We start from the raw sequence: 16028 nt of genomic DNA, 5'->3' as shown, positions 1-16028 counted from the left end.
AGCCCCCGGCACTTCTAGTGTCGGGGGCTTCTTCGTGTCAGCGCTGGGAGGTGGAATTCCCGCTGGTTTTCGACATGAAGTACGCGGCTATGACGAAAGCTGTACCCGTCGGTATTCCGACAAGCATCCCGGTGGGACTTCCGAAGAACGTGATGAAGGCCCCGAGGGCTCTCTCAGTGTGCTCAAGGAGGCTCAACTCGGTGTCCCACTGATAAGACTTTCTTTCGCCCATCTTCCTCTGCATGAGCAGGGGAAGGAGCGAAAAGATGATCATAAGGCCGCCGAGCGTGCCGAGGGGAGCGCTGAGCTGCTCTCTCCACCAGGATTTTCCCCGGCCGCTCACAGGTCCAGGTCCTTCGCGGTCTGGTCGCTTGGAGAGGACGTTCCGGTCTCGCCGTACTCCACCACCTTGCTCACGTCCGCCGCATAGTCGAGCGCTTTCCTGCCCACCTTGCCCATGTCCTTCTTCTCGGTCCCGTCCCACTTGGTGACCTCGTCGAACCCGAACTTCTTGGTCTGCCCGTCGTAACCGAGGCCAACAGTGTCCGCCAGGCGGTTCTTGGCGATCTCGCTGATCTTGTCCGCCGCCTGTTCCCGGACGAACGCACCGCCCTCGATCCGGGCGTTCCCGCCGAGGCCGGCGTCCTCGCGCAGCTTCCCGCCCGCGCCGGTGGGCGCCATGAACTTCTCGATCATGGAGGAGTTCCGGTTCTTGGCGATGTGCTGCCGCAGCTTCGCGAGCAGGTCGCGGATCTTGGCGAAGAGCCTGGTCAGGACGTTGATCTTTCGGCCTGCTTCCGCCGTGGTGCTCGCGATGCGCGCCGTCGAGGCCGCACCCGCCGCCGCGGTGGAAGCGCCGAGGGTGACCGGAGCCGTTGCCGCGGCGGCGACCCACGTGATGATCAGCCACTCCACGAGGTCGGTGAGCAGGCCCTTGACGAAGTCCTCCGCCACCTTCACCACCATCGAGCAGGTGTGCAGCATCTCGGCGATCCCGCCCGCGTTGCCCGCGGCGCTGTCCACGCCCGCCGCGAACCTGCCGATGCGTTCCTTCGCCTTGTCCGCGGCGGTTCCCTCCCAGTCCCGCAACCCCGTGGTCGCGGTCTGCAGGATTTCCTTGCTCAGTTCGGAAAGGCCCTTCCCTGCCTCGGCGAAGTTCTTGGCCGCGTCACTGAGCGCGTCCGGGTTCCCCGTGACGAGGTTGATCATCGTTTTGATCGGCGTGAGCGCATTGATCAGAAAATTGAGGCCGTTGCTGATGAGCCAGTTCAGTGGATCGATCCGCAGTGAGCCTCTCGTTGACGGGAGGGATGAGAAGAACGATCCCGCCTCGCTTATGAGGGTGAGGTGATTGGGCTCGTCCTCACTGTACTCCTTCTTGAACTTGAGTGCTGCGGCAGTCGGCGAAGGAGCATTCTCGCCGAGTGTCTCACCGTATTTCTCCCAGCCCGGCAGGAGTGCTTTGTTGAGCGCTTCGACGTCTTTTCCGATGGGGAACACGATCAGCTTCCCCCTCCGAAGAGATCCTTCTCCACCCGGCTGAGCGCGTGCCCGGTGTTCGCGTCGGAGTCGCGGTATGCCGCCGCCGAAGCGCGCAACCGGTCGTTCAGGTGAGTGATCCCGTCCGCGGCCATCCGCGCGAACAGTTCGAACTCGGCCGCGAGGAGGTCGTACTTCGTCTGCAGGCCCGTCATCTGGCCGAGCAGGCCCCACGAGATCGGCGCGACGTCACCCTCCGACGCCTTGGTCAGGACGTCGTCCGCCTTGCCGCGCAGGCCCTCGATGTCGGTGCCGCAGCGCACCAGGGCATCCGGGTCGACCCGGAACCCGCCGCTCACAGGTCGTCCTCGTTGTAGAGACCGCGCAGGTACTCCGACCTCGGCGGCGCTGAGCCCGGGAGGTCCGCGGTGAGCTGATCCACTGGCACGCCAAGCACTTCCGACTGCGTCTGGAGCACCTGGTCGAGCACGTTGATGTCGTCGCCGACGAACTCCTGGACCACGGCGGCCTGCTGCCGCGCGGCGGTCGCCACGGCGGTGCGCAGCGTCGCCATCACGGAGGCGCTCAACGCCTGCGGGCTCTGCTGCAAGGCGCGGTCGGTGAACTCGATGTTCTTCACCGACCCCCCGGGGCCCGCGGTCACGGTCACCTCGCGGCCGGGGGAGTGGGCCGTCGCCTCCACCGCCGCGATCCGCTCCTGCAACCCGCCGTAGTCGGCGAGCCGGGTCTCCGCTCGCCGAGTGTCCTCCTGGAAGCGCTCGAACTGCTCGACCAGGCGGTCGAACTCCTCGGTCACGTCGTCCCCTTCCCCCTGTCGCTCTGCGCACCGAGTGTCTCGCTCAGCGTGTGCGGGGGAGCGGGGAACGGGCGAACCGGTCGGGTGGACCACGGCGTCGCGCTCGTCACACTCCGGAGTTGGGCCACCCCGACCGCGGGGCCCGGACCTGGCGCGATACCCTGGGGACAGCGGCGTCGGTGCCGGCTCAGCACGCCTGACCGGTCGCGTCGCGTGGATAACAGGCCCCCGTTTTGACCCGGGCGAGCAGGCGAAGGTATCTTTGCTGCTCGTGCCCGACTAGCGTCGGGCCGCTCCGTCTGCCTCTGGGCAGGTGCTGTGCACCGGACCCGAGGCGAGAGCACGGAACTCCTTCTCATCTCTGATGGGCGCTCCATGGATTTTCGTGGTCGCCAGGAGGACCCAGAAGCGGGCGACACGCCCGACCTCGGGGTACGGAGGAACCCAAGTACACAGTGCCTGCGGCGCCCGGCTGGGTGCCCGAAGACGCGAACGCTACAGAAAGACGGTCCATGCCCACGATCCAGCAGCTGGTCCGCAAGGGCCGCCAGGACAAGGTCACCAAGACCAAGACCGCGGCGCTCAAGGCGTGTCCGCAGCGGCGCGGTGTGTGCACCCGCGTTTACACCACCACGCCTAAGAAGCCGAACTCCGCGCTCCGCAAGGTCGCTCGCGTGAAGCTGACCAGCGGCATCGAGGTCACCGCATACATCCCCGGTGAGGGCCACAACCTGCAGGAGCACTCGATGGTGCTCGTGCGTGGCGGTCGTGTGAAGGACCTCCCCGGCGTCCGCTACAAGATCATCCGTGGGTCTCTGGACACCCAGGGCGTCAAGAACCGTAAGCAGGCTCGCAGCCGCTACGGCGCCAAGAAGGAGAAGAGCTAATGCCTCGCAAGGGCCCCGCCCCGAAGCGGCCGCTCATCGCCGACCCCGTGTACCAGTCGCCGCTGGTCACCCAGCTGGTGAACAAGGTGCTGGTGGACGGCAAGCGGTCCATCGCCGAGCGCATCGTCTACGGCGCCCTTGAGAGCTGCCGGGAGAAGAACCAGGCCGACCCGGTCGTCACGCTCAAGCGCGCGCTGGACAACGTGAAGCCGACCATCGAGGTCAAGAGCCGTCGTGTCGGTGGCGCCACCTACCAGGTCCCGATCGAGGTCAAGGCCGGTCGCTCCACCACGCTGGCCCTGCGCTGGCTGGTCAGCTACTCCCGCGCCCGCCGCGAGAAGACCATGATCGACCGCCTGGCCAACGAGCTGCTCGACGCGAGCAACGGCCTCGGCGCGAGCGTCAAGCGCCGCGAGGACACGCACAAGATGGCCGAGTCGAACAAGGCCTTCGCGCACTACCGCTGGTGAGCCTCCGGGCGCCGGGCTGAGAAGGTGCCTGCTCGCAGGTCGAGCGAATCACCGCACGGCCTGCCTGCAGGACCCCTCTCAGCTCAGACCAACGCCCGCCCCACCGCGCCCTAAGCAAAGACGAAACGAGGACGAGACCCGTGGCACTCGACGTGCTGACTGACCTGGCCAAGGTCCGCAACATCGGGATCATGGCCCACATCGACGCGGGCAAGACCACCACGACCGAGCGGATCCTGTTCTACACCGGGATCAGCTACAAGATCGGCGAGGTGCACGACGGCGCCGCCGTGATGGACTGGATGGAGCAGGAGCAGGAGCGCGGCATCACGATCACGTCCGCCGCGACGACCTGTTTCTGGAAGAACCACCAGATCAACATCATCGACACGCCGGGTCACGTGGACTTCACCGTCGAGGTGGAGCGCAACCTGCGTGTGCTCGACGGCGCCGTTGCCGTGTTCGACGGCAAGGAAGGCGTCGAGCCGCAGTCGGAGCAGGTCTGGCGCCAGGCCGACAAGTACGACGTGCCGCGTGTCTGCTTCGTCAACAAGATGGACAAGCTCGGCGCGGACTTCTACTTCACCGTGAAGACGATCATCGAGCGCCTCGGCGCCAAGCCGGTCGTCATCCAGCTCCCGATCGGGTCCGAGTCCGACTTCATCGGCCTCGTCGACCTGGTCGAGATGCGCGCGCTGACCTGGCGCGGTGAGGTCCAGAAGGGCGAGGACTACACGGTCGAGGAGATCCCGGCCGACATGGCCGACGTGGTCGCCGAGTACCGGGAGAAGCTGGTCGAGGCCGTCGCCGAGACCGACGACGAGCTCATGGAGCTCTACCTCGGTGGCGAGGAGCTGACCGTCGAGCAGCTCAAGACCGGTATCCGCAAGATCGTGGTCGACCGCTCCGGCTTCCCGGTGATGTGCGGTTCCGCGTTCAAGAACAAGGGCGTTCAGCCCATGCTCGACGCGGTCATCGACTACCTGCCCGCTCCGGGCGACCTCCCGCCGGTCGAGGGCACGCTGCAGGACGGGGAGACCCCGGCCTTCCGCAAGCCCTCCAGCGAGGAGCCGTTCGCCGCGCTCGCGTTCAAGATCGCCGCGCACCCGTTCTTCGGCAAGCTGACCTACATCCGGGTCTACTCGGGCAAGGTCGCCTCCGGCACCCAGGTCATCAACTCGACCAAGGGCCGCAAGGAGCGCATCGGGAAGATCTTCCAGATGCACGCCAACAAGGAGAACCCGGTCGATGAGGCCAGCGTCGGCCACATCTACGCGGTGATCGGTCTCAAGGACACCACCACCGGTGAGACGCTCTGCGACCCGCAGGCGCCCATCGTGCTGGAGTCCATGACCTTCCCCGAGCCGGTCATCCAGGTGGCGATCGAGCCCAAGACCAAGGCCGACCAGGAGAAGCTGGGCACCGCGATCCAGAAGCTCGCCGAGGAGGACCCGACGTTCCGGGTCAACCTCGACGAGGAGACCGGCCAGACCATCATCGCCGGCATGGGCGAGCTGCACCTGGACATCCTGGTCGACCGGATGCGCCGCGAGTTCAAGGTCGAGGCCAACATCGGTAAGCCCCAGGTGGCCTACCGCGAGTCCATCCGCCGCAAGGTGGACAAGCACGAGTACACGCACAAGAAGCAGACCGGTGGCTCCGGTCAGTTCGCGCGGGTCGTCATCGCGCTGGAGCCGCTGCAGTCCGACGAGGGTGCGACGTACGAGTTCGCGAACAAGGTATCCGGTGGTCGCATCCCGCGGGAGTACATCCCGTCGGTCGACGCCGGTGCTCAGGACGCCATGCAGTACGGCGTGCTCGCCGGCTACCCGCTGGTGGGTCTGAAGGTCAGCCTGCTGGATGGCGCCTACCACGAGGTCGACTCCTCGGAAATGGCGTTCAAGATCGCCGGATCGATGGCCCTCAAGGAGGCCGCCCGCAAGGCCGATCCGGTAATCCTGGAGCCGATGATGGCCGTTGAGGTCACCACGCCCGAGGACTACATGGGCGACGTCATCGGTGACCTTAACTCTCGTCGTGGGCAGATCCAGTCCATGGACGAGCGCAGTGGCTCGCGCGTCGTGAAGGCGCTCGTGCCGCTGTCGGAGATGTTCGGCTACGTCGGTGACCTGCGGTCCAGGACCCAGGGACGTGCGAACTACTCGATGCAGTTCGACTCCTACGCCGAGGTTCCCGTGAACGTGGCGAAGGAGATCATCGCGAAGGCGACGGGCGAGTAAGTCCCGAGCAACGCACATTCGGTGCCCGCGGGAGCCCGGCTCCCGCGACGCACCGGCCCTGACAGGGACGCCGTTCGAACGGCGAACACTCAAGAACTAAGTCCAGGAGGACAATCCAGTGGCGAAGGCGAAGTTCGAGCGGACCAAGCCGCACGTCAACATCGGGACCATCGGTCACATCGACCACGGGAAGACGACGCTGACCGCGGCGATTTCCAAGGTTCTGCACGACGCGTTCCCGGACCTGAACCCCTTCACGCCGTTCGACGAGATCGACAAGGCGCCGGAGGAGAAGGCCCGCGGTATCACCATCTCGATCGCCCACATCGAGTACCAGACGGAGAACCGTCACTACGCGCACGTTGACTGCCCCGGTCACGCCGACTACATCAAGAACATGATCACCGGTGCGGCGCAGATGGACGGCGCCATCCTGGTGGTCGCGGCGACCGACGGCCCGATGCCGCAGACCCGTGAGCACGTGCTGCTCGCCCGCCAGGTCGGCGTGCCCTACATCGTCGTGGCGCTCAACAAGTCCGACATGGTCGACGACGAGGAGATCCTGGAGCTCGTCGAGCTCGAGGTTCGCGAGCTGCTGTCCTCGCAGGAGTACCCGGGCGACGACCTGCCCGTCGTGCGCGTCTCGGCGCTGAAGGCGCTCGAGGGCGACAAGGAGTGGGGCGGCAAGCTGCTCGAGCTCATGGCGGCCGTGGACGAGAACATCCCCGAGCCGGTCCGTGACATCGACAAGACCTTCCTCATGCCCGTCGAGGACGTCTTCACGATCACCGGTCGTGGCACCGTCGTCACCGGTCGCATCGAGCGCGGCGTCGTCAACGTGAACGAGGAGGTGGAGATCATCGGCATCCGTGAGAAGTCGATGAAGACCACCGTCACCGGCGTTGAGATGTTCCGCAAGCTGCTCGACCAGGGCCAGGCCGGCGACAACGTGGGTCTGCTCGTTCGCGGCATCAAGCGCGAAGAGGTCGAGCGCGGCATGGTGCTGTGCAAGCCGGGCAGCGTCACCCCGCACACCGAGTTCGAGGGCCGTGCCTACATCCTGTCCAAGGACGAGGGTGGCCGTCACACGCCGTTCTTCAACAACTACCGTCCGCAGTTCTACTTCCGGACCACGGACGTGACCGGCGTTGTGACCCTGCCCGAGGGCACCGAGATGGTCATGCCCGGCGACAACACCGACATGTCGGTTCAGCTGATCCAGCCGATCGCCATGGAGGAAGGCCTCAAGTTCGCCATCCGCGAGGGTGGCCGGACCGTGGGCGCCGGCCAGGTCACCAAGGTCATCAAGTAGTACCCGGTGGGGGAGGTCCACGTGACCTCCCCCACGGCGTTCGTCAGAACGCCTGCCCCGATTTGGAAGCCCATGTCCGCGTGTGGCATCCTGTTTGGGTTGCTCGGCGAGGCGGTCGGGGACATCTGCGATCCGGCCGCCTCCGCACGAGCGCCTAGCGCCCTGAATCTCCTGGCACCGCTGAGGAGCCGGGGGGCGCTGAGGCCGAAGGGCCACCCCACAGACGTTGTCAGTGGGGCCGATCCATGCTTCCGGGCGCAACACGCCCGACCGCGTGGACCGGGCACCGTGACACCTGAACAGGGGCGCAACCCGCGGCCAGATGCCTCCCGGGCGAGAAGAGTCCAGGGCAGATGGGCAACGAGGAACCCGCAGCAGCGGTACGAGAAGACGAGGAACGGCAAGCCATCATGGCGGGACAAAAGATCCGCATTCGGCTCAAGGCCTACGACCACGAGGCGATCGACGCGTCCGCGCGCAAGATCGTCGAGACCGTGACGCGCACCGGCGCTCGGGTTGTCGGGCCGGTGCCGCTGCCCACTGAGAAGAACGTTTACTGCGTCATCCGATCGCCGCACAAGTACAAGGACTCGCGCGAGCACTTCGAGATGCGTACGCACAAGCGTCTGATCGACATCCTCGACCCCACGCCGAAGACGGTGGACGCGCTCATGCGCATCGACCTGCCGGCCAGCGTCGACGTCAACATTCAGTGAGCTAGGCGCGGCGGAGAGTAACGAGACCCATGTCTGACAAGCAGGTTAAGGGGATCCTGGGCACCAAGCTCGGAATGACCCAGGTCTTCGACGAGAACAACCGGGTTGTCCCGGTGACCGTCGTGAAGGCCGGGCCGTGCGTGGTTACCCAGGTCCGCACCGATGAGAAAGACGGCTACAAGGCCGTGCAGCTCGCCTTCGGCGCCATTGACCCCCGCAAGGTCAACAAGCCCCGTGGCGGTCACTTCACCAAGGCGGGCGTGACCCCGCGCCGCCACCTGGTGGAGCTGCGCACGGCCGACGCCGACACCTACGAGGTCGGCCAGGAGCTGACCGCCGAGGTCTTCGAGACCGGCGCGGTCGTCGACGTGGTCGGCACCAGCAAGGGCAAGGGCTTCGCGGGCGTCATGAAGCGGCACGGCTTCTCGGGCCTCGGCGCGAGCCACGGTGCCGAGAAGGTGCACCGCTCGCCCGGCTCGATCGGTGGCTGCGCCACCCCGGGCCGTGTGTTCAAGGGCGTCCGCATGGCAGGCCGGATGGGTCACGTGCGGGTGACCACCCAGAACGTGACCGTGCACAAGGTCGACTCCGACGCCGGGTTGCTGCTCATCAAGGGCGCCGTTCCCGGTCCCAAGGGCGGCCTGGTGTTCGTCAAGAGCGCCGCGAAGGGTGGTGCGTGATGAGCAAGACCCTCGACGTCCGTACCCCGGACGGCAAGACCGACGGCACCGTCGAGCTCCCCGCTGAGATCTTCGACGTGCAGGCCAACATCGCGCTGATGCACCAGGTCGTCGTCGCCCAGCAGGCCGCGGCCCGCCAGGGCACGCACGCCACCAAGACCCGGGGCGCCGTCTCCGGTGGTGGCAAGAAGCCGTACCGGCAGAAGGGCACCGGCCGCGCCCGTCAGGGCTCGACCCGCGCGCCGCACTTCTCCGGTGGTGGTGTCTCGCACGGCCCGCAGCCGCGTGACTACGACCAGCGGACCCCGAAGAAGATGAAGGCCGCCGCGCTCCGCGGTGCCCTCTCCGACCGGGCCCGCAACGACAAGGTGCACGTGTTCACCGGCCTCGTCCTCGGCGACGCCCCCTCCACCAAGGACACCAAGAAGGTCCTGGCCCTGGCCAGCGACTCGAAGAAGGTCCTGGTGGTCGTGGGTCGCGGCGATGACAACGCCTGGCTGAGCCTGCGCAACCTGCCCAACGTGCACGCGATCGCGCCGGACCAGCTCAACACCTACGACGTGCTGGTCAACGACGACGTGGTGTTCACCAAGGACGCGTTCGACGTCTTCGTCGCCGGCCCGATCAAGGGCAAGTCGGCAACGGCCGTCGCGCGCTCCGGCGAGCTGGAGGAGGTCGCGAAGTGATCCCCGACCCGCGCGACATCCTCGTCGCCCCGGTGATCTCCGAGAAGTCCTACGGGCTGCTCGAGGAGAACAAGTACACGTTCTTGGTGCGTCCGGACGCCAACAAGACCGAGATCAAGATCGCGGTCGAGAAGGTCTTCGGCGTCAAGGTCGTCAGCGTCAACACGTTGAACCGCCAGGGAAAGCGCAAGCGGACCCGTACCGGATTCGGCAAGCGCAAGGACACCAAGCGCGCCATCGTGACGCTGTCCGCCGAGAGCAAGCCGATCGAGATCTTCGGCGGCCCGGCCGCCTGATGAACGAGGACTGCTGACGAGATGGGCATTCGCAAATACAAGCCGACGACGCCTGGCCGTCGTGGCTCCAGCGTGTCCGACTTCGCCGAGATCACTCGGTCGACGCCGGAGAAGTCGCTGATTCGTCCCCTGCACGGGAGTGGTGGGCGCAACGCGTCCGGCAAGATCACCACCCGGCACAAGGGTGGTGGCCACAAGCGCGCCTACCGTCTGATCGACTTCCGTCGATTCGACAAGGACGGCGTGCCTGCCAAGGTCGCGCACATCGAGTACGACCCCAACCGCACGGCGCGCATCGCCCTGCTGCACTACGTCGACGGCGAGAAGCGCTACATCGTGGCGCCGAACAAGCTTCGCCAGGGCGACATGGTGGAGAACGGCCCCAAGGCCGACATCAAGCCGGGCAACAACCTGCCGCTGCGCAACATCCCGGTCGGCACCGTGGTGCACGCCATCGAACTCCGCCCCGGTGGCGGCGCCAAGATGGCCCGTTCGGCGGGCGCCAGCGTGCAGCTGGTCGCCAAGGACGGCCCGTACGCGCAGCTGCGGCTGCCCTCGGGTGAGATCCGCAACGTCGACGTGCGCTGCCGCGCCACCGTTGGCGAGGTCGGCAACGCCGAGCACGCCAACATCAACTGGGGCAAGGCAGGCCGCATGCGGTGGAAGGGCAAGCGCCCGACCGTCCGCGGTGTCGCCATGAACCCCGTCGACCACCCGCACGGTGGTGGTGAGGGTAAGACCTCCGGTGGTCGCCACCCGGTCAACCCCGCCGGTAAGCCCGAGGGGCGTACCCGTCGGAGCAAGCCAAGCGACAAGCTCATCGTCCGGCGTCGTCGCACCGGTAAGAAGCGCTGAGCAGGGAGGGAGTGAAGGATGCCACGCAGCCTGAAGAAGGGCCCCTTCGTTGACGACCACCTGCTCAAGAAGGTGGACGCGCTCAACGAGTCGGGCAAGAAGACGGTGATCAAGACCTGGTCCCGTCGTTCGACGATCATTCCAGACATGTTGGGGCACACCATCGCGGTGCACGACGGCCGCAAGCACGTCCCGGTGTTCGTCTCCGAGGCCATGGTCGGGCACAAGCTGGGCGAGTTCGCCCCTACCCGCACCTTCAAGGGCCACATCAAGGACGACCGCAAGTCGCGTCGCCGCTAGGCCAGTGACCGAACGCAGAGCAAGGGGTAGCAGCAATGGGTAACGATGCCGCAAGCGCGGAGGAATTCCCGCGCGCAGTGGCGCGGGCCCGCTACGTCCACATGTCGCCGATGAAGGTGCGGCGCGTGGTCGAGCTGATCAGGGGCCGCAACGCCCAGGAGGCCCTGGCAGTGCTCCAGTTCGCGCCGCAGGCCGCCAGCGGTCCGGTGTCGAAGGTGCTTGCCAGTGCCATGGCCAACGCCGAGAACAACCTCGACCTCGACCCTGACACCCTCTGGGTGAGCACGGTGTACGTGGACGAGGGCCCGACGGCCAAGCGGATCCGTCCGCGGGCTCAGGGCCGTGCGTACCGAATTCGGAAGCGCACCAGCCACATCACCGTCGAGGTCGAGTCGCGCCCGAAGGCCGTCAAGGCCGCCTCGGGCCGGCTGGGGTCGACCAAGAAGGCCAGCGCGAAGGGGAGTGCCCGGTAGTGGGTCAGAAAATCAACCCGCACGGCTTCCGGCTGGGGATCACCACTGACTGGAAGTCCCGCTGGTATGCCGACAAGCAGTACGCGGAGTACGTGGCGGAGGACGTCAAGATCCGTCGCCTGCTCTCGAAGGGCATGGAGCGTGCCGGTATCGCCAAGGTGGAGATCGAGCGCACCCGGGACCGGGTTCGCGTCGACATCCACACCGCCCGGCCGGGCATCGTCATCGGCCGTCGCGGCGCGGAGGCCGACCGCATCCGCAGCGAGCTGGAGAAGCTGACCAAGAAGCAGGTCCAGCTGAACATCCTCGAGGTCAAGAACCCCGAGGCCGACGCCCAGCTCGTCGCCCAGGTCGTCGCGGAGCAGCTGTCCAACCGCGTGTCCTTCCGCCGCGCGATGCGCAAGGGGATCCAGTCCTCGATGCGCTCCCCGCAGGTGAAGGGCATCCGGGTGCAGTGCTCGGGTCGTCTCGGCGGTGCCGAGATGTCCCGCTCGGAGTTCTACCGCGAGGGTCGCGTCCCGCTGCACACGCTGCGCGCGGACGTGGACTACGGCCTGTTCGAGGCCCGCACCACCTTCGGTCGCATCGGCGTGAAGGTGTGGATCTACAAGGGTGACGTGGTCGGCGGCCGTCGGCCGAGCGAGACCGTCGCCCCCGAGTCCCGCGCACCGCGTCGTGAGCGTCCGGCCCGTCGTCGTTCCGGTGCCTCCGGCACCACGCCGACGAGCACCGAGGCCGGGCGTGCCGCGGCCGAGGCTCCGGCCGAGGCCAAGGCGTCGGCCGCGACCGAGTCGACCGCGCCGGTCAACAACGGCAGCGCGGCCGAGAAGAGTGAGGGCTGAGACGTGCTCATCCCACGCAAGGTCAAGCACCGCAAGCAGCACCACCCGAGTCGCTCGGGCGCTGCCAAGGGTGGCACCAAGGTGGTCTTCGGCGAGTTCGGCATCCAGGCGCTGGAGCCGGCCTACGTCACCAACCGGCAGATCGAGTCCGCGCGTATCGCCATCACCCGGCACATCCGCCGTGGTGGCAAGGTGTGGATCAACATCTTCCCGGACCGCCCGCTCACCAAGAAGCCTGCCGAGACCCGCATGGGTTCCGGTAAGGGGTCGCCCGAGTACTGGGTGGCCAACGTCAAGCCCGGTCGGGTCATGTTCGAGATGAACTACCCGAACGAGGCCACGGCTCGCGAGGCCCTGCGCCGCGCGATCCACAAGCTTCCGATGAAGTGCCGCATCGTCACGCGAGAGGGTGGTGAGTTCTGATGGCAGCGGCGACCACCGCTTCCGAGCTGCGTGAGCTCACCGACGAGGAGCTCGTCCTGCGCCTGCGGGAAGCCAAGGAGGAGCTGTTCAACCTCCGCTTCCAGATGGCGACCGGGCAGCTCGACAACAACCGTCGGCTCCGCGCCATCCGCCACGACATCGCCCGGATCTACACCGTCATGCGCGAGCGCGAGCTCGGCCTGTCGGTCTCCCCGGACGGGACCTCTCAGGATGAGGGTGCGGCATGAGCGACGAGAAGAGCACCGTGCGTAACAACCGTAAGGTCCGCGAGGGCTACGTCGTCTCGGACAAGATGGACAAGACCATCGTGGTCTCCCTTGAGGACCGCAAGAAGCACCCGCGGTACTCCAAGGTCCTGCGCTCCACCACCAAGGTGAAGGTGCACGACGAGGAGAACAGCGCTGGCGTCGGCGACCGCGTCCTCCTGATGGAGACCCGGCCGCTGTCGGCGACCAAGCGCTGGCGCCTCGTGGAGATCCTCGAGAAGGCCAAGTAGGTTCCCCAGGCCCCGCACCCGCATCCCGGGTGCGGGGCACTGGTCGGACATCAGACCGCGTGCATCAGGTCGGAAATCTGGTGTGCCACACAGGGTCAGGGAGTAAAGAGAAGTGATCCAGCAGGAGTCGCGACTGCGCGTCGCCGACAACACGGGTGCGAAGGAAATCCTCTGCATCCGCGTTCTCGGTGGCTCCGGTCGCCGCTACGCCGGCATCGGCGACGTCATCGTCGCCACCGTCAAGGACGCGATGCCCGGCGCAGGCGTGAAGAAGGGCGATGTGGTCAAGGCCGTCATCGTCCGCACCCTCAAGGAGCGTCGCCGTCCGGATGGTTCCTACATCCGCTTCGACGAGAACGCCGCCGTTCTGATCAAGAACGACACCGAGCCGCGCGGTACCCGCATCTTCGGGCCGGTCGGCCGTGAGCTCCGGGACAAGAAGTTCATGAAGATCATCTCGCTCGCGCCGGAGGTGCTCTGACCATGAAGGTGAAGAAGGGCGACACGGTCGTCGTCATCGCCGGCAAGGACAAGGGCGCCAAGGGCAAGGTCATCCAGGCCTACCCGGACCGCAACCGCGTCCTGGTCGAGGGTGTCAACCGGATCAAGAAGCACACCAAGGTCTCGCAGACCCAGCGTGGTGCCTCGTCCGGCGGCATCGTCACCCAGGAAGCCCCGATCCACGTGAGCAACGTGATGGTCGTCGACGCGGACGGCAAGCCGACCCGTATCGGCAGCCGCACGACCGACGAGGGTCGCCGCGTCCGCGTGTCGCGCCGGAACGGTAAGGACATCTGAGCATGACCACCACCGAGAAGACTCTGCCGCGACTGAAGTCCCGGTACCGCGAGGAGATCGTCGCCAAGCTCAAGAGCGACTTCTCCTACAGCAACCCGATGCAGGTCCCCGGCATCGTGAAGATCGTCGTGAACATGGGCGTCGGCGACGCCGCCCGTGACGGCAAGCTGATCGAGGGCGCGGTCCGCGACCTGTCCACGATCACCGGCCAGCGCCCCGAGGTCCGCAAGGCCCGCAAGTCCATCGCGCAGTTCAAGCTCCGCGAGGGCATGCCGATCGGCGCCCGCGCTACCCTGCGTGGCGACCGCATGTGGGAGTTCCTGGACCGGCTGCTGACGATCGCACTGCCGCGTATCCGCGACTTCCGCGGTCTGTCGCCGAAGCAGTTCGACGGCAACGGCAACTACACCTTCGGTCTGAACGAGCAGTCGATGTTCCACGAGATCGACCCCGACTCGATCGACCGCCAGCGTGGCATGGACATCACCGTCGTCACGACTGCCCAGACCGACGAGGAGGGCCGGGCGCTGCTGAAGCACCTGGGCTTCCCGTTCAAGGAGAGCTGACGATGGCCAAGAAGGCTCTGATCAACAAGGCCGCGCGCAAGCCGAAGTTCAAGGTTCGCGGCTACACCCGCTGCAACCGCTGCGGCCGTCCGCACTCGGTCTTCCGCAAGTTCGGCCTGTGCCGTATCTGCCTCCGGCAGATGGCGCACCGCGGCGAGCTGCCTGGTGTGAGCAAGTCCAGCTGGTAAGTCCGGCTCCGCAAGCTCATGCCTCACTGATTCCCACTTCGCCACAGGCCCGACCGGGAACCGGGGCGAGAAAGGTTGACAAGGTCACCATGACGATGACCGACCCGATCGCAGACATGCTCACTCGTCTGCGCAACGCGAACTCGGCCTATCACGACGAGGTCGTGATGCCGCACTCCAAGCTCAAGGTCAGCATCGCTGAGATCCTGCAGCGTGAGGGCTACATCGCCGGCTTCCGCGATGAGCAGGGCGAGAAGTGCAAGAACCTGATCGTCACGCTGAAGTACGGCCCGAACCGTGAGCGCAGCATCGCCGGTGTTCGCCGGGTGTCCAAGCCGGGTCTTCGGGTTTACGCCAAGTCCACCAACCTGCCCAAGGTGCTCGGTGGTCTCGGTGTCGCGATCATTTCCACGTCGTCCGGTCTGCTGACCGACCGACAGGCCAACAAGCAGGCAGTGGGCGGGGAAGTCCTCGCCTACGTCTGGTAGCGGAAGGGGGATTACGGCATGTCACGCATCGGTAAGTTGCCGGTCTCCGTTCCGGCTGGCGTCGACGTCAAGATCGACGGTCAGCTCGTGACGGTGAAGGGGCCCAAGGGCACCCTCAACCACACGGTCGCCGAGCCCATCATCGTCAAGCGCGCCGAGGACGGCACGCTCGAGGTGGCGCGGCCCGACGACGAGCGGAAGAGCCGCTCGCTGCACGGTCTGTCCAGGACCCTGGTCAACAACATGATCGTCGGTGTCACCCAGGGCTACGAGAAGAAGCTCGAGATCCACGGCGTCGGTTACCGCGTCGCGGCCAAGGGCTCGGACCTGGAGTTCTCGCTCGGCTTCAGCCACCCGGTGAAGGTGGCGCCGCCCGCGGGGATCACCTTCGCGGTGGAGAGCCCCACGAAGTTCTCCGTCCAGGGCATCGACAAGCAGCAGGTTGGTGAGGTCGCCGCCAACATCCGCAAGATCCGCAAGCCCGAGCCGTACAAGGGCAAGGGTGTGCGGTACGCGGGCGAGAACGTTCGCCGCAAGGTCGGAAAGACGGGTAAGTGAGCATGAGCGAGACTGCTACGAAGCGCAAGCGGGTGGGCAAGGACGTCTCCACGGTGCGTCGCATTGCCCGTGCACGCCGGCACTTCCGGCTCCGCAAGAAGATCAGCGGCACCGCCGAGCGTCCGCGCCTGGTGGTCACCCGCTCCTCGCGGCACATCGTCGCGCAGGTGATCGACGACCTGGCCGGCCGCACCGTGGTCTCGGCCTCCACGCTGGAGGCCGACGTCCGCGCGCTGGACGGCGACAAGAAGGCCCGCGCGGCCAAGGTCGGCGCACTCGTCGCCGCCAGGGCCAAAGACGCGGGCATCGCACAGGTCGTGTTCGACCGTGGTGGGCACAACTACCACGGCCGGATCGCCGCGCTGGCCGACGCGGCCCGCGAGGGTGGGCTGGAGTTCTGATCATGCGGAACAACGAGATCTGGGTTCGTCGAAACG

26 protein-coding genes are annotated in these 16028 nt (G+C 66.5%); 22 read left to right on the top strand and 4 right to left on the bottom strand.

The window, feature by feature from the left end; genetic code table 11:
- Positions 1–37: 37 nt before the first annotated feature.
- The 4 genes from NLX83_RS06470 to NLX83_RS06455 form a co-directional block, all read right to left on the bottom strand.
- Complete coding sequence (locus NLX83_RS06470) at positions 38–343, bottom strand: hypothetical protein (RefSeq protein ID WP_254233930.1); 306 nt, start codon at positions 341–343, stop codon at positions 38–40.
- Positions 340–1209 carry a WXG100 family type VII secretion target gene (locus NLX83_RS06465; protein WP_254233929.1) on the bottom strand — a complete coding sequence of 290 codons (870 nt, stop codon included), beginning with the start codon at positions 1207–1209 and terminating at the stop codon, positions 340–342. The genes NLX83_RS06470 and NLX83_RS06465 overlap by 4 nt, the downstream gene beginning before the upstream one ends.
- A gap of 293 nt (positions 1210–1502) precedes the next feature.
- The gene (locus NLX83_RS06460) at positions 1503–1838 is read right to left on the bottom strand and encodes a hypothetical protein (protein ID WP_254233928.1); all 336 of its coding nucleotides are present in this window, start codon (positions 1836–1838) and stop codon (positions 1503–1505) included.
- Positions 1835–2296: a YbaB/EbfC family nucleoid-associated protein gene (locus NLX83_RS06455; RefSeq protein WP_254233927.1), complete on the bottom strand. Its 462-nt coding sequence runs from the start codon at positions 2294–2296 to the stop codon at positions 1835–1837. The genes NLX83_RS06460 and NLX83_RS06455 overlap by 4 nt, the downstream gene beginning before the upstream one ends.
- Positions 2297–2808: 512 nt before the next feature.
- On the opposite strand from NLX83_RS06455, the gene rpsL reads away from it, so the two are divergent.
- The 22 genes from rpsL (at position 2809) to rplR (ending at position 15992) form a co-directional block, all read left to right on the top strand.
- Positions 2809–3183, top strand: coding sequence for a 30S ribosomal protein S12 (rpsL, locus tag NLX83_RS06450; RefSeq protein ID WP_030427388.1), 375 nt, complete (start codon positions 2809–2811; stop codon positions 3181–3183).
- Positions 3183–3653 (top strand): 30S ribosomal protein S7, encoded by a 471-nt coding sequence (rpsG, locus tag NLX83_RS06445; protein WP_254233926.1) that lies wholly within the window; start codon positions 3183–3185, stop codon positions 3651–3653. The genes rpsL and rpsG overlap by 1 nt, the downstream gene beginning before the upstream one ends.
- A 140-nt stretch (positions 3654–3793) precedes the next feature.
- A complete protein-coding gene (gene fusA / locus NLX83_RS06440) occupies positions 3794–5893 on the top strand; it encodes an elongation factor G (protein ID WP_254233925.1) in 2100 nt (699 codons plus the stop codon).
- A 118-nt stretch (positions 5894–6011) separates the two neighbouring features.
- A complete protein-coding gene (gene tuf / locus NLX83_RS06435; protein ID WP_254233924.1) occupies positions 6012–7205 on the top strand; it encodes an elongation factor Tu in 1194 nt (397 codons plus the stop codon).
- Positions 7206–7615: 410 nt separating this feature from the next.
- Positions 7616–7921, top strand: a complete 306-nt coding sequence (rpsJ, locus tag NLX83_RS06430; protein ID WP_003938093.1) for a 30S ribosomal protein S10 — start codon at positions 7616–7618, stop codon at positions 7919–7921.
- Positions 7922–7950: 29 nt separating this feature from the next.
- A complete protein-coding gene (gene rplC / locus NLX83_RS06425; protein WP_254233923.1) occupies positions 7951–8601 on the top strand; it encodes a 50S ribosomal protein L3 in 651 nt (216 codons plus the stop codon).
- A complete protein-coding gene (gene rplD / locus NLX83_RS06420; protein ID WP_254233922.1) occupies positions 8601–9287 on the top strand; it encodes a 50S ribosomal protein L4 in 687 nt (228 codons plus the stop codon). The genes rplC and rplD overlap by 1 nt, the downstream gene beginning before the upstream one ends.
- Entirely contained in the window at positions 9284–9583 is a 300-nt protein-coding gene (gene rplW / locus NLX83_RS06415; RefSeq protein WP_030427394.1) for a 50S ribosomal protein L23, read from the top strand. The genes rplD and rplW overlap by 4 nt, the downstream gene beginning before the upstream one ends.
- Positions 9584–9604: 21 nt before the next feature.
- The gene (gene rplB / locus NLX83_RS06410; protein ID WP_254233921.1) at positions 9605–10438 is read left to right on the top strand and encodes a 50S ribosomal protein L2; all 834 of its coding nucleotides are present in this window, start codon (positions 9605–9607) and stop codon (positions 10436–10438) included.
- An 18-nt stretch (positions 10439–10456) separates the two neighbouring features.
- Positions 10457–10738 (top strand): 30S ribosomal protein S19, encoded by a 282-nt coding sequence (rpsS, locus tag NLX83_RS06405; RefSeq protein WP_033384221.1) that lies wholly within the window; start codon positions 10457–10459, stop codon positions 10736–10738.
- A gap of 35 nt (positions 10739–10773) precedes the next feature.
- Positions 10774–11211 carry a 50S ribosomal protein L22 gene (rplV, locus tag NLX83_RS06400; RefSeq protein WP_254233920.1) on the top strand — a complete coding sequence of 146 codons (438 nt, stop codon included), beginning with the start codon at positions 10774–10776 and terminating at the stop codon, positions 11209–11211.
- A complete protein-coding gene (rpsC, locus tag NLX83_RS06395) occupies positions 11211–12053 on the top strand; it encodes a 30S ribosomal protein S3 (RefSeq protein WP_030427397.1) in 843 nt (280 codons plus the stop codon). The genes rplV and rpsC overlap by 1 nt, the downstream gene beginning before the upstream one ends.
- 3 nt (positions 12054–12056) lie before the next feature.
- Positions 12057–12476 (top strand): 50S ribosomal protein L16, encoded by a 420-nt coding sequence (gene rplP / locus NLX83_RS06390; RefSeq protein ID WP_030427398.1) that lies wholly within the window; start codon positions 12057–12059, stop codon positions 12474–12476.
- On the top strand, positions 12476–12724 hold the full coding sequence (gene rpmC, locus NLX83_RS06385) for a 50S ribosomal protein L29 (protein ID WP_030427399.1): 249 nt from the start codon (positions 12476–12478) through the stop codon (positions 12722–12724). The genes rplP and rpmC overlap by 1 nt, the downstream gene beginning before the upstream one ends.
- Positions 12721–12993 (top strand): 30S ribosomal protein S17, encoded by a 273-nt coding sequence (gene rpsQ / locus NLX83_RS06380; protein ID WP_254233919.1) that lies wholly within the window; start codon positions 12721–12723, stop codon positions 12991–12993. Before rpmC ends, rpsQ begins: the two co-directional genes overlap by 4 nt.
- 112 nt (positions 12994–13105) lie before the next feature.
- Positions 13106–13474 (top strand): 50S ribosomal protein L14, encoded by a 369-nt coding sequence (rplN, locus tag NLX83_RS06375; RefSeq protein ID WP_086827450.1) that lies wholly within the window; start codon positions 13106–13108, stop codon positions 13472–13474.
- A 2-nt stretch (positions 13475–13476) separates the two neighbouring features.
- Positions 13477–13791: a 50S ribosomal protein L24 gene (gene rplX / locus NLX83_RS06370; protein WP_086827448.1), complete on the top strand. Its 315-nt coding sequence runs from the start codon at positions 13477–13479 to the stop codon at positions 13789–13791.
- Positions 13792–13793: 2 nt separating this feature from the next.
- Complete coding sequence (gene rplE, locus NLX83_RS06365; protein WP_030427403.1) at positions 13794–14357, top strand: 50S ribosomal protein L5; 564 nt, start codon at positions 13794–13796, stop codon at positions 14355–14357.
- A 2-nt stretch (positions 14358–14359) separates the two neighbouring features.
- On the top strand, positions 14360–14545 hold the full coding sequence (locus NLX83_RS06360; RefSeq protein ID WP_086827446.1) for a type Z 30S ribosomal protein S14: 186 nt from the start codon (positions 14360–14362) through the stop codon (positions 14543–14545).
- An 89-nt stretch (positions 14546–14634) separates the two neighbouring features.
- Positions 14635–15033, top strand: coding sequence for a 30S ribosomal protein S8 (gene rpsH / locus NLX83_RS06355; RefSeq protein WP_254233918.1), 399 nt, complete (start codon positions 14635–14637; stop codon positions 15031–15033).
- An 18-nt stretch (positions 15034–15051) separates the two neighbouring features.
- Positions 15052–15591, top strand: a complete 540-nt coding sequence (rplF, locus tag NLX83_RS06350; protein WP_254233917.1) for a 50S ribosomal protein L6 — start codon at positions 15052–15054, stop codon at positions 15589–15591.
- Positions 15588–15992 (top strand): 50S ribosomal protein L18, encoded by a 405-nt coding sequence (gene rplR, locus NLX83_RS06345; RefSeq protein WP_254233916.1) that lies wholly within the window; start codon positions 15588–15590, stop codon positions 15990–15992. Before rplF ends, rplR begins: the two co-directional genes overlap by 4 nt.
- The last annotated feature ends 36 nt before the right edge of the window (positions 15993–16028 follow it).

It is taken from the genome of Allokutzneria sp. A3M-2-11 16, assembly GCF_024213555.1.
Classification (GTDB): Bacteria; Actinomycetota; Actinomycetes; order Mycobacteriales; family Pseudonocardiaceae; genus Allokutzneria.
This window is presented reverse-complemented; position numbering and strand designations above follow the sequence as displayed.